Source organism: Pseudoclavibacter sp. RFBI5 (assembly GCF_002931395.1).
GTDB lineage: Bacteria > Actinomycetota > Actinomycetes > Actinomycetales > Microbacteriaceae > Pseudoclavibacter.
This window is the reverse complement of record NZ_PSYA01000010.1, coordinates 402,579-416,430: the sequence shown is the minus strand read 5'-3', so window position 1 is coordinate 416,430 and position 13,852 is coordinate 402,579. Positions and strand designations below refer to the sequence as shown.

The window sequence follows — 13,852 nt, the reverse complement described above, 5'->3', positions numbered from 1 at the left end:
GAGTCCTCATGACTGTTTACGCGAAGCCGGGCACAGACGGGTCCCTCGTCTCGTTCAAGCCCCGCTACGAGCACTACATCGGCGGAGAGTGGGTGCCGCCTGTCAAGGGCGAGTACTTCGAGAACATCACACCGGTCACGGGTCAGCCGTTCACCGAAGTGGGGCGGGGAACCGCCGAGGACATCGAGGCTGCACTGGATGCGGCCCACGCGGCGGCCCCTGGCTGGGGCAAGACCAGCCCTGCGGAACGTGCCATCATCCTGAACAAGATCGCCGACCGCATCGAGGAGAACCTCGAGTACATCGCCGTCGCCGAGACCTGGGACAACGGGAAGCCGATCCGCGAATGCCTGGCAGCCGACATCCCGCTCGCCATCGACCACTTCCGGTACTTCGCCGGCGCTATCCGGGCCCAGGAGGGCACGCTGAGCCAGCTCGACGAGAACACCACGTCCTACCATTTCCACGAGCCGCTCGGCGTCGTCGGCCAGATCATCCCGTGGAACTTCCCGATCCTCATGGCGGTCTGGAAGCTGGCCCCCGCGCTCGCCGCCGGCAACGCGATCGTCCTCAAGCCCGCTGAGCAGACGCCGACCTCGATCCTCGTGCTCTTCGAGCTCATCGGAGACCTCCTGCCCCCCGGAGTCGTCAACATCGTCAACGGCTTCGGCGCGGAGGCGGGCAAGCCGCTCGCCTCGAGCTCCCGCATCCGCAAGATCGCGTTCACGGGGGAGACCACGACTGGGCGCCTCATCATGCAGTACGCCTCGCAGAACATCATCCCCGTCACGCTCGAGCTGGGCGGCAAGAGCCCGAACATCTTCTTCGAGGACATCGCGCTCCGCGACGATGCCTACTACGACAAGGCGCAGGAGGGCTTCACGCTGTTCGCCCTCAACCAGGGTGAGGTCTGCACCTGCCCCTCGCGTGCCCTCATCCAGGACTCCATCTACGACCGCTTTCTCGAGGACGTGACGGAGCGCACGCGCAAGATCGTCCAGGGCAACCCGCTCGACACCGATACCCAGGTCGGGGCTCAGGCGTCGAACGACCAGCTCGAGAAGATCCTCAGCTACCTCGAGATCGGCCGCCAGGAAGGTGCGAAGGTGCGCATCGGCGGCGCTCGGGCCGAACTCGAGGGCGACCTGGCCGGCGGCTACTACGTGCAGCCGACGATCTTCGAGGGCCAGAACAGCATGCGCATCTTCCAGGAGGAGATCTTCGGCCCGGTTGTGGCCGTCACCAAGTTCTCCGACTACGACGATGCGATCTCGATCGCGAACGACACCCTCTACGGGCTCGGCGCCGGCGTCTGGTCGCGCATGGGGAACACCGCCTACCGCGCCGGCCGCGACATCCAGGCCGGACGAGTCTGGGTGAACCAGTACCACGCCTACCCGGCGCACTCCGCGTTCGGCGGGTACAAGTCCTCCGGCATCGGCCGCGAGAACCACCTCATGATGCTCGATCACTACCAGCAGACGAAGAACCTGCTGGTGAGCTACAGCGAGGACAAGCTGGGCTTCTTCTGATTCGCCGCGCGCTGATGCCGCGCGCCTGACTCAGACAGCATGCGCAGAGCGCTGACCCGCGGGGATCACTCCTCGCGGGTCAGCCATGCGACGATGACGTCGCCGATCAGGCCCCGCTGGTGGTCCTGACGCGACGGGTCCTGCAGCTGCACGTCGAAGAGGTACCCGAACGTGTACTGGTTCGCGAGCAGGAAGACGCAGTACGAGCTGATGAGCAGGTGCACGTCGAGCGCGTCGACGTCTGCCCGGAACACCTGCGCCTCCCGCCCCCGTTCCAGCAGCCCGTCCAGGAGCGTGAGGGCGGGGGTGCCGAGCTCTCGCAGCGAGTCGAGCTGCCGGATGAACCGACCCCGGTGGATGTTCTCGATCGCGACGAGGCGGATGAAGTCCGCGTGCTCTCGGTGGTGGTCGTAGGTGATCTCGGCGAGCTTCCGCACCGCTTCCAAGGGGGCGAGTCCATCGACCTGCAGCTTCTGCTCGGCCACGCGGATGCCACGGTAGGCCTCCTCGAGCACCGCAAGGTAGAGCTGCTCCTTGCTGCCGAAGTAGTAGTAGATCATCCGCTTGGTCGTGCTGCTGCGCTTCGCGATCTCGTCGACGCTCGTGCCCGAGTAGCCCGTCTCCGCGAACGCCGATGTCGCTTCAGCGAGCAGCTCGGCCCGGGTTCGCTCAGCGTCTCGCTGCTTCACCCTGTTCTCGGTCATCTGTGTATCTTCCCGCGTGGTGCAGCTGAGCCGCAAACCGGACCGGGGTACTGGCTGCGCCGTATCCGTCGTAGGCGCCGCGGCGCTCGACGATCTCGAAGAAGAGCCCGTCGATGGTGGGGGTGTAGAAGTGGACGAACGCGCCCTGCTCATCGCGGTCGTAGAGGAGGTCGAGTGATCGCAGCTCGTCGAGGGCCACGTGCTCGAGGCCGAAGCGCGCCTGGAGGTCGTCGTAGTAGTTGCTGGGTATGGGCAGGAAGGGCAGGCCGCGCCCCCGCGCAGCTCTGGCAGCGGCGACGGCGTCGTCGACGCGGATCGCGATGTGTCGGGGCTGGAGGGGCGCAGTCGGCGGGGCCAGGTTCATGGCGAGGCGAACTGCCCCGTCCGGTGTGCGCATGACCTGACTGCGCACGAGACCCCGTGGGCCAGGAAGCTCCGCGACGGGCTCCGCGTCGAGCGCGAGGACGCTCCGGAAGAAGAGCACTGCCTCATCGAACTCCTGCCACGGGTAGGCGATGTTGAGATGGTCGACGACCCCGTGCAGGGACGAGGCCGTGCTGTCGTCTTCGGCGCCGCCCACGAATTCCGGCAGCCAGGAGTCGCCCGCCGACCGTGAGTTCCAGGCGACCTCGGTCCCGTCGGGGGCCTCCACACCGCGCAGCTCGTACTCGCCGGCGGAGCTGCGTCGGAAGACGGCAGGCGCGCCGATGGCGTGGGCGCGCCCGGCTGCCGCACCGGCGTCTGCGACCTCGACGCCGAGTCCCGAGAGCCGCGCGTCCTTCGTCCGCCGCTGCTCGTTGAGGATGATGCGCGCGGCACCCGCCTGCCAGAGTCGCACGGGCTTGGTGCGGTGTCTGCCTCCGAAGGCGAAGCCCAGCTGCTGGAGGGTCGCCTCGACCGCGGAGAGGTCCTCACCGGCGATCTCGACGAAGTCGATGGCCCGTGGAGGCTGGGGTGGGGCGAGCTGCTGGTCGTCCCAGCCGTTGAGCGCCGCCGAGCGGTCGAACAGCCACCGGAGCGACCTGAGCGCATGAGCGGCGGTGCGCTTGGCATCCGTCTGGCGGAACGTGTCGTTGAAGACCTCGAGGGAGAGGGGGCCGCGGTACCCGGCGCGGAGCATGTGCGAGAGGAACCGGGTGAGGTCGAAGTCGCCCTCGCCTGGGAAGAGCCGGTGGTGGCGGCTCCAGGACAGGACGTCGAGGTCCATGTCCGGTGCATCGGCGAGCTGCAGGAAGAAGAGCTTGTCTGCATCGATGCGCTCGATAGCGGCCGGATCGTGTCCTCGCGACAGCACGTGGAAGCTGTCAAGGCAGACGCCGAGGTTCGGTCGATCCGCGAGGCGCACGAGTTCCCACGCGTCTCGGTAGTCGTCGACGTAGCGGCCCCAGGCAAGCGCCTCATAGGCGATGTCGATGCTGTACTCGGCGGCGAGATCTGCGAGCATTCCGAGCTGGTTGGCGGTGGTGGTGCGGTCCGAGATGGTCGCGGTGCCGACGTTGCTGCAGAGCAGAATCATGGAAGCTCCGAGGCGTCGCATGACCTCGAACTTGGCCTTCGCGCGCCGGAGGTTGTCCGCGAGGGTCGCATCGTCGACGCCCTCGAAGTCGCGCAGTGGTTGGAACAGATCGATGGTCAGGCCGAGGCGGTCGCAGAGCGCGCGGATCTCCTCGGGCGATTCGTAGGCGGCGGTGAGGTCTGCATCCATGATCTCGATGCCGTCGAAGCCTGCTTCGGCGCAGGCGTGCAGCTTCTCGACGAGAGTTCCGGCCAGACAGACGGTGGCTATGGAAGTACGCATACCGCAATGTACCAAATGGTTAATTAAGTCACCAGACACTCTGCAGCGCACTTGACAGGCGTGTGCGACAACGTAAACGATGTACTCACCGTTTAGTACATTAGGCGGTCTGGGACAAAGGAGTACCTTGATCAACCATCGCGCCACCCTCATGGGACTCGTCGGGACGGGAGTGACCCCGTCGCTGACGCCGCCCATGCACATGGCGGAGGCACGCGCGCAGGGCATGGACCTGCTCTTCCGCCCGCTCGACCTGACGACCCTCGACCTCGAGCCCGAGCGACTCCCCGAGATCCTCGACTGGGCCGAGCGCCTCGGCTTCGACGCGCTCAACATCACCCACCCGTGCAAGCAGAGCGTCATCCCGCTGCTCGACCGGATCGACCCGCTCGCGCGAGCGCTGGGCGCGGTCAACACCGTCCTCCTCACCCCGGACGGACGCGTGGGCTACAACACCGACACGACAGGCTTCGAGGGCGCCTTCCGCGGCGGCCTCGGGGGAGTGCAGACGAACTCGGTTGTCCTCCTGGGCGCGGGCGGAGCGGGCTCGGCAGTCGCCGATGCGCTCATCCGAGTCGGCACACGCCTGCTCACGATCGTCGACCTCGATGCGCAGCGCGCTGAGCAGCTCGCGCAGGACCTCGCCGAACGGCACGCGACTGCAGCAGGCGGACCCCGCATCCGAGGCGGGAGCATGGGCGCACTGCCAGAGCTGCTCTCGACGGCAGATGGAGTCGTGCACTGCACACCCGTCGGGATGCACGACCACCCCGGGATCCCCTTCCCCGCCGAGCTGCTCCGACCCGAGCTCTGGGTGGCCGACATCGTCTACCGCCCGCTCGAGACGCAGCTGATCCTCGCGGCGCGCGCACTCGGGTGCCGCACGCTCGACGGCGGCGCTATGGCCGTCGGCCAGGCGGTCGACACCTTCCGCCTCGTGACGGGCAGGGATGCAGACGCCACCCGGATGCACCAGCACTTCCAGAGCCTCGTCAACGACGAAGAGGCACGATCCGAGACATGGAGGTCTCAGAAATGACCGAAACCACGACCGCCAAGCGGACCCCCGTGAAAGCTGCCGCGGCCAGCTTCATGGGCAGTGCCGTCGAGTACTACGACTTCTTCATCTTCGGATCCGCGGCCGCGCTGATCTTCCCGATCATCTTCTTCCCGGACGACGACAACGCCGCACTCGTGATGTCGCTCGCCACGTTCGGCTTCGCCTACATCGCGCGCCCGATCGGCGCCGTGGTGCTCGGCCACTTCGGTGACCGGATAGGACGCCAGCGGGTCCTCATGTTCACGCTCGTGCTCATGGGCCTGTCGACGTTCATCATCGGCTGCCTGCCGACCTTCGACCAGATCGGCTGGTTCGCGCCAGCCCTGCTGGTGCTCTGCCGCCTCGTGCAGGGGCTCTCCGCCGCTGGCGAGCAGGCCGGCGCTGCGTCGCTTTCACTCGAGCACGCTCCCGACAACCGCCGCTCGTTCTTCACGTCGTGGACGCTCACCGGAACCCAGGGTGGGCAGATCCTCGCCGCCCTCGTGTTCATCCCGGTCCTGAGCCTCCCCGACGAGATCAAGTACAGCTGGGGCTGGCGCGTCCCGTTCTGGCTGAGCGCCGTCGTCGTCATCGTCGCGTTCTTCATCCGTCGCACCCTCCATGAGACGCCGACGTTCCAGGATGCGAAGGCGCAGGGCGAGATCGCCCGGATCCCGCTCATCCCGCTCATGCGCGACCACTGGCGCGACGTCCTGCGCGTCATCTTCTGCGCGTTCATCGCCGCCGTCTCGACCGTGTTCGGCAACCTCGCGCTCGCCTACGGCAAGGAAGTCGGGCTGGCGGAGAACCTGACGCTCTGGCTGGTGGTGGTCGCCAACATCGTGGCGCTGGGCACGCAACCGCTCTTCGCGATCCTCGCCGACCGGATCGGACGCAAGCCCGTCTTCGTCTACGGCGCGATCTCGTCCGCCGTGGTCATGCCGTTCTACATGCTCTCCATGTCGTCGGGGAACACCCTGCTCACCTTCGGGCTCGCCATCCTCGTGTTCTCGTTCGGCTACGCAGCGGCCAACGCCGTCTGGCCCTCGTTCTACGGCGAGATGTTCAGCGCCCGCGTCCGCTTCTCTGGCATGGCGATCGGCACCCAGCTCGGCTTCCTGATGGCCGGCTTCGCCCCCTCGATCGTCGCGGCCCTCGGCGGCGTGCAGGAGGGCGGCTGGGTCGTGATCTCGGCGTTCACCGGCGCCATCTGCCTCATCGCCGCGATCTCGGCGCTCACCGCGAAGGAGACGAAGAGCGTGCCGACGGACACCCTCGGCATCCGCGTCGTGGCATAGGCGCTGCCCCCGGAGCGGCTCAGATTCTCGCGAACACACCTTGACCACAGTCTCACGACGTACGGTCACGGAACCAGCGAGGTCCGGGCACGCTCCGGGCGCCGCACTCTGAAGGAGGGAACTGACATGCACAAGGAAGTGCAGACCGAGCCGAGACCCGAAGCCAGGGGAGCCGGGCTCATCGCAGAGCCGACAGTGCCTGGCGAGACCTTCTCGAGGGTCGCATTCACCCAGGACGCGGTCGACATGATCTCTTCGCTCGGGCGCCGCCACGGTCCGCTCATGTTCCACCAGTCCGGCGGCTGCTGCGACGGCTCATCGCCGATGTGCTACCCGGCGGGCGACTTCCTCACGGGCGACGCCGACGTGCTCCTCGGCACGACCGAGATCCCGGATGCGGGCAACGTGGAGTTCTGGATGTCGCGAGAGCAGTTCAGCTACTGGCGGCACACGCGCCTGACGATCGACATCGTCCCAGGACGGGGCTCAGGCTTCTCGCTCGAGGCACCGGAGGGCAAGAGGTTCCTCATCCGGTCCCAGCTCATGAACGAGGACGGCAGCGACGCGACCTCGCTGGCGGCGTCCTGATCCGAACTCACCAGGGAGCACAGGCGGCGACTCGCCGCGAAACTCGGGGGAACTCGCCGCGCGCGGCACTTGCCTCCGCTTGACCTTGCCGACTAGGCTGACAGAGCACTTTTCTGTGTGCACGTATCCGTATTCCCGGATGAACCCCGTTGCCCTTGGCTTCACGCCCCGAGCAGCGCATCCGGGCCGACTTATAGCCCACCTGGAGCATTACCTACATGACCACCACCACGACCGAAAAGGCAACCAAGCAGGTCGCCATCAACGACATCGGATCTGCTGAGGACTTTCTTGCCGCGGTCGAAGAGACGCTGAAGTTCTTCAACGACGGGGACCTCATCGAGGGCACCGTCGTTCGCATCGACCGCGACGAGGTCCTCCTCGACGTCGGTTACAAGACCGAGGGTGTCATCCCCTCGCGCGAGCTTTCGATCAAGCACGACGTCGACCCCACCGAGGTCGTTCAGGTCGGCGACACCGTTGAGGCACTCGTTCTCCAGAAGGAGGACAAGGAAGGCCGTCTGATCCTGTCCAAGAAGCGTGCTCAGTACGAGCGCGCTTGGGGCGACGTGGAGAAGATCAAGGAAGAAGACGGCGTCGTCACCGGCACCGTCATCGAGGTCGTCAAGGGCGGTCTCATCGTCGACATCGGCCTCCGCGGCTTCCTCCCGGCCTCGCTCATCGAGCTCCGCCGTGTCCGCGACCTCACGCCGTACCTCGGTCAGGAACTCGAGGCCAAGGTCCTCGAGCTCGACAAGAACCGCAACAACGTCGTCCTGTCGCGTCGCGCTCTCCTCGAGCAGACGCAGTCCGAGACCCGCTCGAACTTCCTCAACAACCTCCAGAAGGGCCAGGTCCGCAAGGGTGTGGTCTCCTCGATCGTCAACTTCGGTGCGTTCGTCGACCTGGGTGGCGTTGACGGCCTCGTGCACGTCTCCGAGCTCAGCTGGAAGCACATCGAGCACGCTTCCGAGGTCGTCGAGGTTGGCCAGGAGGTCACCGTCGAGATCCTCGAAGTCGACCTCGACCGCGAGCGTGTCTCGCTGTCGCTGAAGGCAACGCAGGAAGACCCGTGGCAGGTGCTTGCTCGCACGCACGCCATCGGCCAGATCGCACCGGGCAAGGTCACGAAGCTCGTTCCGTTCGGCGCGTTCGTCCGCGTCGCAGACGGCATCGAGGGCCTCGTGCACATCTCGGAGCTCTCCAGCGGACACGTCGAGCTCGCCGAGCAGGTCGTGTCGGTCGGCCAGGAGCTGTTCGTCAAGATCATCGACATCGACCTCGACCGTCGCCGCATCTCGCTCTCGCTCAAGCAGGCGAACGATGGCGTCGACCCCGAGGGCACCGAATTCGATGCTGCGCTCTACGGCATGGTCTCCGAGTACGACGCCGAGGGGAACTACACGTACCCCGAGGGCTTCGACCCCGAGACCAACGAGTGGAAGGAAGGCTTCGACACGCAGCGCGAAGCCTGGGAGCAGGAGTACGCTCTCGCCCAGACTCGCTGGGAAGCGCACAAGAAGCAGGTCGCCTCGGCAGCCGAGATCGAGCAGAACGTCAGCGCAGTCGCGCCGTCGAGCTCCTCGAACTCGTTCACGAGCGAAGCAGCTGGCGCAGGAACGCTTGCCGACGACGAGTCGCTTGCAGCCCTCCGCGAGAAGCTCGCAGGGAACTAGTTCCCAGCAGCCTCACTGCACCGAAGGCCGGTCCCATCTCTGGGGCCGGCCTTCGGCCGTTCCGGCGGCGCCGCGACGTCGGCTTCGTCGTGCTGCGCAGAGACCTCTGGCCCGGCTGGTTCTCCAGCCGGGCCAGAGGTCTGTGCGAGCGTCAGGCAGAGAGGCCAGGGGCCGGGGGAACTGGGGGAGCGGCTGGCCTGGTCCGCGCGGCGCGCGCATCCCGGACTCGTTTGAAGCTGCGGAAGAGCACCCAGGCCAGCACGCCGATCAAGGCGAGCATGACCACGACGAACAGCGGCACGAGGATCGCGGAGAACAGCAGCCCGACGCTGAGGGCGTCCTCGCCGACGCTGAGCACCGGTGCGGCGGCTCCCGCGGTGACGACATTCGCAGCGGCTCTCGTGCCGCTCTTCGTGAGATGTGTCACCAGCGCCACCCCGATGCCGATGACCACGGGAACCCACGCATTGCTCGTGAAGAACGATTCCGGGTCCTGGATGGCAGCGGTGGAGCTCGCAGTGCCTGCACCGAAGACGATCCCGCCGGAGGTGGGGCGGATGACCGTCTGGATCCAGTCGTTGACGTGGTCGAGTGCCGGGACCTTGTCGGCGACGAGCTCCAGCACCAGGAGCACGCCCACGATGATGAGCACCCAGTCATTGCTGAGCCACGCCCAGCCCGCCGGCAGCGCGATGAGGTCGGTGAATCGGGCGAGGAGCCCGATTCCCAGGAGCGGGATGAACGCGTTCAGTCCGCTGGCCGTCGCGAGCCCGAGACCGGTCAGAATTTCAAGCATGATGTGAGTGCCTCCTGGCCCTCAGTCTGGCATGCGGATGGGTCGAGCGCGGCTTGGGGAGAGCGCACTGCGCTCGCTGCCTCAGCGCAGTAGCGTTGGCTTCACGGCGATGCCCGCAGCGGGTATCCGCAGATGAGAGGACGGCACATCATGGTCACCATCGCTCTGACCGGAGGCATCGGCTCGGGAAAGACGACCATCGCCAAGCGCCTCGAGGAGCTCGGCGGCGTGATCCTCGATGCGGACGTGTTCGCGAGGGAAGCCGTGGCGATCGGCTCGCCGGCGCTCCGACAGATCGAGGCTCGCTTCGGACACGGTGTCATCCTCGACGATGGTGCCCTCGACCGCCCTGCCCTCGGCGCGCTCGTCTTCGGCGACGACGAGGCCCGCGGCGCCCTCAACGACATCGTGCACCCGGAGGTCCGTCGCCTCACCGGCGAGCGACTCGAGGAGGTGCTGCGCGATGACCCCGCCGCTCTGGTCGTCCACGTCATCCCACTGCTCGTTGAGTCGACGAGCAACTACGACTACGAGGAGATCTGGGTCGCGGATGCCCCCGCGGCTGTTCGAGAGGAGCGGCTGGTCGAGAGCAGGGGGATGTCCCTTGCCGAAGCCAGGGCGCGCATCGCCTCGCAGGCGAGCGACGAGGAGCGGCGGAAGATCGCCGACGTGCTCATCGACACGAGTGCGCCGCTCGATCAGACGCTCGAGCAGGTCGACGAGGAGTGGAGACGCCTCGCCGCCGTCGCGCTGCGCGCACCGGAGACGCAGACCTACGGGGTCTGATGCGCTGACGAGACAGGGCGGGATGCGGTCCCGGATGCCCCCGTCGTCGGTGCCTCAGCTCAGGTCGACCCATTCGGTGCCGAGCGGGACGAGCGTGCCCTCACCAGCGGTGATCGAAGCGACCTCAGAGGCGAGGCCGCGTCTCGCATCCGCCGCGTCGGGAACGGCGAGGCTCAGCAGTGCCGTCGACCCCGCATACTCCATTCCCGTGACGAGCACTCCGCGAGTTCGGAGCTCGTTCTCCCACCGGCCAGCGGTGGCGTGCGGCGCCTCGAGCCCGAAGATCGCCCTCGACTCGCGCTTCGCGAGCCGAGCCAGCTGGAGCGTGGAGGACACGGACTCCGAGTAGGCGCGGACGAGCCCGCCCGCCCCCAGCAGCACACCTCCGAAGTACCGCGTGACGACAGCCACGACGTCACTCAGGTCCGCTGACTCGACCTCGCCGCGCACTCGCTCGTGGAGCACGAGGGCTTCGAGCATGGGGACGCCCGCTGTTCCCGAGGGCTCACCGTCGTCGTTGGATCGCTGCACGCCCCGGCGGGCACCGAGCACAAAAGCGCTGCAGTGGTGGCGGGCAAGACGATGCGCGGAGCGACGGTCGGCGATGACCTGCCTGGCTTGCTCTTCGCTCTCGACGCGCTCGAGGCGGCAGATGAACCTGGACCGACGGATCTCGATCTCGTGGTCGATGGGAGTCCGTGCAGCGAGGACCCCGTAGCTCGGTGCAGTCGCGGGACCCCGCTCGTGCAGCTGGGTGCCCTCGGACTCTTCGCGGCGCATCGGGGCAGTCTACGTCCGTCCCCTCGCCGACCTGCACGTCTTCCGACCAAACGTTCAGACCGGGCTGACAGTGTTGGTCATCCCGCAACGAACGGGACTCACTGATCGGGAGACGCGCGACGCGCTCCCAAGAGAGGACTGACATGACCACGACAGCCTCAAGCCAGCACACCGAGAACGGCGAGTACACGGTTCCCGGACTCTCGCTCGACAAGGGACACGAGATCGGCGAGCTGCTCCAGCTCCGCCTCCACGCGCTGAACGACCTGCACCTGACGCTCAAGCACGCGCACTGGAACGTCATCGGGCGCGACTTCATCGGCGTGCACGAGATGCTCGACCCCCAGATCGAGCTGGTCCGCGGCTACGCTGACGAACTCGCAGAGCGCATGGCAGCTCTGGGCGTACCCCCGAACGGGCTCCCCGGAGCACTCGTCGAGGCCCGCACCTGGGGCGACTACGAGGTCTTCAGGGCCGGCACGCGCCAGCACCTCGAGGCACTCGACCACGTCTACGTCGGCGTCATCACCGACCATCGCGAGGCGATCAAGCGGCTGGACGACCTCGACCTCGTGACGCAGGACCTCGTCATCGGCCAGGTCTCCGAGCTCGAGAAGTTCCAGTGGTTCATCCGGGCACACCTCGAGAACACGCAGGGCGTGCTCTCGAGCGAGGACTAGTCCGCGCCGGCTGCACCTCGCTTCGGGGCCTCCGTGATCGCGCAGAGCGCATCACGGAGGCCCCGAAATGTCGCAGCCGCCACGTACACTTGTTCTATGCAAGCAACACGCAGCGTACGTCCCTTCGAAGTCGTCAGCGAGTACACCCCAAGCGGCGACCAGCCGAAGGCGATCGCAGAGCTTGCCAGCCGCATCAACGCGGGCGAGCCCGACGTCGTGCTCCTCGGCGCCACGGGAACCGGAAAATCGGCAACGACGGCCTGGCTCATCGAGAAGCTCCAGCGCCCCGCGCTCGTCCTGGCCCACAACAAGACGCTCGCCGCGCAGCTCGCCACCGAATTCCGCGAGCTCATGCCGAACAATGCGGTCGAGTACTTCGTCTCGTACTACGACTACTACCAGCCGGAGGCCTACGTCCCCCAGACCGACACCTTCATCGAGAAGGACAGCTCCGTCAACGAGGAAGTCGAGCGCCTGCGCCACTCGACCACCAACTCGCTGCTGAGCCGACGCGACGTCATCGTCGTCTCGACGGTCTCCTGCATCTACGGACTCGGCAAGCCGGAGGAGTACTTCAACTCCATGCTCGCCCTGCACGTCGGCGACCGTATCCCGCGGCAAGAGCTGATCCGCCGCTTCGTGACGATGCAGTACCAGCGCAACGACGTCGCGTTCCAGCGCGGCACCTTCCGCGTCCGCGGCGACACGATCGAGATCATCCCCGTCTACGAGGAGCTCGCGATCCGGATCGAGATGTTCGGCGACGAGATCGAAGCCCTGACAGCGCTCAACCCCCTCACGGGTGACGTCGTCAGGTCCATGGACTCCGTGAGCGTCTTCCCGGGTTCGCACTACGTCGCAGGAGCCGACGCCATGCAGCGGGCGATGGGCCAGATCCGCGACGAGCTGGATGACCGTCTGGGCGTCTTCGAGCGCGAGCAGAAGCTCCTCGAGGCGCAGCGGCTCCGCATGCGCACCTCATTCGACCTCGAGATGATGGAGCAGATCGGCTTCTGCTCCGGCATCGAGAACTACTCGCGCCATATGGATGGCAGGGCGCCGGGTGAGGCTCCCCACTGCCTCATCGACTACTTCCCCGACGACTTCATCACGGTGATCGACGAGTCCCACGTCACTGTGCCGCAGATCGGCGCGATGTACGAGGGCGACGCCTCGCGCAAGCGCACCCTCGTCGACCACGGCTTCCGCCTGCCGAGCGCTCTCGACAACCGCCCCCTGCGCTGGGACGAGTTCAGCGACCGGGTCGGCCAGACCGTCTACCTCTCGGCGACTCCCGGCAAGTACGAGCTCGCTCAGGCGGATGGCTTCGTCGAGCAGATCATCCGCCCGACGGGCCTCGTCGACCCGCAGATCGTCGTGAAGCCCTCGAAGGGGCAGATCGACGACCTCCTCGAGGAGATCCGACTCCGCGCGGATCGCGACGAGCGTGTCCTCGTCACGACCCTGACGAAGAAGATGGCAGAGGAGCTCACCGACTTCCTCGGCGAGAACGGCGTTCGCGTGCGCTACCTGCACGCAGACGTCGACACGCTGCGACGAGTCGAGCTGCTCTCGGAGCTGCGCGCAGGGCTCTACGACGTCCTCGTCGGCATCAACCTGCTGCGTGAGGGACTCGACCTGCCAGAGGTGTCGCTCGTCGCGATCCTCGATGCAGACAAGGAGGGGTTCCTGCGCTCCAGCACGTCCCTCATCCAGACCATCGGCCGCGCCGCCCGAAACGTGACGGGCGAAGTGCACATGTACGCCGACCGCATCACCGACAGCATGGCGAAGGCGATCGAGGAGACCGACAGGCGCCGAGACCGGCAGCTCGCCTACAACGCGGAGCACGGCATCGATCCGACGCCGCTTCGCAAGAAGATCGCCGACATCACCGAATCCCTCATGCGCGAGGGGCAGGACACCGAGAAGCTCCTCGCCTCCCGCGGCAAGGGAGACAACAAGCGTCAGACGACACCTAAACTCAAGCGCGAGGGCCTGGCCGCCTCCGGCGCCCGGGAGCTCGAGAACCTCATCTCGGACCTCAACGCGCAGATGCTCGACGCGGCCTCAGAGCTCAAGTTCGAGCTCGCCGCGCGTCTGCGCGACGAGCTCTCAGCGCTGAAGCAGGACCTGCGAACCATGGAACGTGCCGGCCACGTCACCAAGGGCTGA

General features: G+C 66.7%; 12 protein-coding genes. 8 read left to right on the top strand and 4 right to left on the bottom strand.

Features of this window, described 5'->3' with window-relative positions:
* The first annotated feature begins 8 nt into the window (after positions 1–8).
* Positions 9–1,532, top strand: coding sequence for an aldehyde dehydrogenase family protein (locus C5E06_RS08875; RefSeq protein ID WP_104306618.1), 1,524 nt, complete (start codon positions 9–11; stop codon positions 1,530–1,532).
* A 65-nt stretch (positions 1,533–1,597) separates the two neighbouring features.
* On the opposite strand, the gene C5E06_RS08870 is transcribed toward C5E06_RS08875, so the two are convergent.
* Both C5E06_RS08870 and C5E06_RS08865 read right to left on the bottom strand, forming a co-directional pair.
* Positions 1,598–2,236, bottom strand: a complete 639-nt coding sequence (locus C5E06_RS08870; RefSeq protein WP_104299016.1) for a TetR/AcrR family transcriptional regulator — start codon at positions 2,234–2,236, stop codon at positions 1,598–1,600.
* Positions 2,202–4,034 (bottom strand): sugar phosphate isomerase/epimerase and 4-hydroxyphenylpyruvate domain-containing protein, encoded by a 1,833-nt coding sequence (locus tag C5E06_RS08865; RefSeq protein ID WP_104306617.1) that lies wholly within the window; start codon positions 4,032–4,034, stop codon positions 2,202–2,204. Before C5E06_RS08865 ends, C5E06_RS08870 begins: the two co-directional genes overlap by 35 nt.
* Positions 4,035–4,164: 130 nt before the next feature.
* Here C5E06_RS08865 and C5E06_RS08860 point away from each other — a divergent pair, with 130 nt between their 5' ends.
* The 4 genes from C5E06_RS08860 to rpsA all read left to right on the top strand — a co-directional run bounded on the left by C5E06_RS08860 (position 4,165) and on the right by rpsA (position 8,635).
* On the top strand, positions 4,165–5,073 hold the full coding sequence (locus C5E06_RS08860) for a shikimate dehydrogenase (protein ID WP_219820206.1): 909 nt from the start codon (positions 4,165–4,167) through the stop codon (positions 5,071–5,073).
* Positions 5,070–6,371, top strand: a complete 1,302-nt coding sequence (locus C5E06_RS08855; RefSeq protein WP_104306615.1) for an MFS transporter — start codon at positions 5,070–5,072, stop codon at positions 6,369–6,371. Before C5E06_RS08860 ends, C5E06_RS08855 begins: the two co-directional genes overlap by 4 nt.
* Before the next feature lie 126 nt (positions 6,372–6,497).
* Entirely contained in the window at positions 6,498–6,959 is a 462-nt protein-coding gene (locus C5E06_RS08850; RefSeq protein ID WP_104306614.1) for a DUF779 domain-containing protein, read from the top strand.
* A 218-nt stretch (positions 6,960–7,177) separates the two neighbouring features.
* A complete protein-coding gene (gene rpsA, locus C5E06_RS08845) occupies positions 7,178–8,635 on the top strand; it encodes a 30S ribosomal protein S1 (RefSeq protein WP_104241229.1) in 1,458 nt (485 codons plus the stop codon).
* Positions 8,636–8,786: 151 nt separating this feature from the next.
* Here the strand turns inward: rpsA and C5E06_RS08840 are convergent, their stop codons facing one another.
* Positions 8,787–9,431 (bottom strand): DUF4126 domain-containing protein, encoded by a 645-nt coding sequence (locus C5E06_RS08840; RefSeq protein ID WP_104306613.1) that lies wholly within the window; start codon positions 9,429–9,431, stop codon positions 8,787–8,789.
* A 150-nt stretch (positions 9,432–9,581) separates the two neighbouring features.
* Between C5E06_RS08840 and coaE the strand changes: the two genes are divergently transcribed.
* Positions 9,582–10,217 carry a dephospho-CoA kinase gene (gene coaE / locus C5E06_RS08835; RefSeq protein WP_104306612.1) on the top strand — a complete coding sequence of 212 codons (636 nt, stop codon included), beginning with the start codon at positions 9,582–9,584 and terminating at the stop codon, positions 10,215–10,217.
* Positions 10,218–10,271: 54 nt separating this feature from the next.
* Here coaE and C5E06_RS08830 read toward each other — a convergent pair whose 3' ends face one another.
* Positions 10,272–10,997 carry a YigZ family protein gene (locus C5E06_RS08830; RefSeq protein ID WP_104306611.1) on the bottom strand — a complete coding sequence of 242 codons (726 nt, stop codon included), beginning with the start codon at positions 10,995–10,997 and terminating at the stop codon, positions 10,272–10,274.
* A gap of 143 nt (positions 10,998–11,140) precedes the next feature.
* Between C5E06_RS08830 and C5E06_RS08825 the strand changes: the two genes are divergently transcribed.
* On the top strand, positions 11,141–11,677 hold the full coding sequence (locus tag C5E06_RS08825; RefSeq protein WP_104241225.1) for a Dps family protein: 537 nt from the start codon (positions 11,141–11,143) through the stop codon (positions 11,675–11,677).
* Positions 11,678–11,773: 96 nt separating this feature from the next.
* Complete coding sequence (uvrB, locus tag C5E06_RS08820; RefSeq protein WP_104241224.1) at positions 11,774–13,852, top strand: excinuclease ABC subunit UvrB; 2,079 nt, start codon at positions 11,774–11,776, stop codon at positions 13,850–13,852.

Bases quoted from the DNA above. Each gene is read 5' to 3' on its own strand.
- C5E06_RS08875 (WP_104306618.1), top strand. From the start codon at position 9: ATGACTGTTTACGCGAAGCCGGGCACAGACGGGTCCCTCGTCTCGTTC.
- uvrB (WP_104241224.1), top strand. From the start codon at position 11,774: ATGCAAGCAACACGCAGCGTACGTCCCTTCGAAGTCGTCAGCGAGTAC.
- C5E06_RS08840 (WP_104306613.1), bottom strand. From the start codon at position 9,431: ATGCTTGAAATTCTGACCGGTCTCGGGCTCGCGACGGCCAGCGGACTG.
- coaE (WP_104306612.1), top strand. From the start codon at position 9,582: ATGGTCACCATCGCTCTGACCGGAGGCATCGGCTCGGGAAAGACGACC.
- C5E06_RS08850 (WP_104306614.1), top strand. From the start codon at position 6,498: ATGCACAAGGAAGTGCAGACCGAGCCGAGACCCGAAGCCAGGGGAGCC.
- rpsA (WP_104241229.1), top strand. From the start codon at position 7,178: ATGACCACCACCACGACCGAAAAGGCAACCAAGCAGGTCGCCATCAAC.
- C5E06_RS08855 (WP_104306615.1), top strand. From the start codon at position 5,070: ATGACCGAAACCACGACCGCCAAGCGGACCCCCGTGAAAGCTGCCGCG.
- C5E06_RS08830 (WP_104306611.1), bottom strand. From the start codon at position 10,997: ATGCGCCGCGAAGAGTCCGAGGGCACCCAGCTGCACGAGCGGGGTCCC.
- C5E06_RS08825 (WP_104241225.1), top strand. From the start codon at position 11,141: ATGACCACGACAGCCTCAAGCCAGCACACCGAGAACGGCGAGTACACG.
- C5E06_RS08865 (WP_104306617.1), bottom strand. From the start codon at position 4,034: ATGCGTACTTCCATAGCCACCGTCTGTCTGGCCGGAACTCTCGTCGAG.
- C5E06_RS08870 (WP_104299016.1), bottom strand. From the start codon at position 2,236: ATGACCGAGAACAGGGTGAAGCAGCGAGACGCTGAGCGAACCCGGGCC.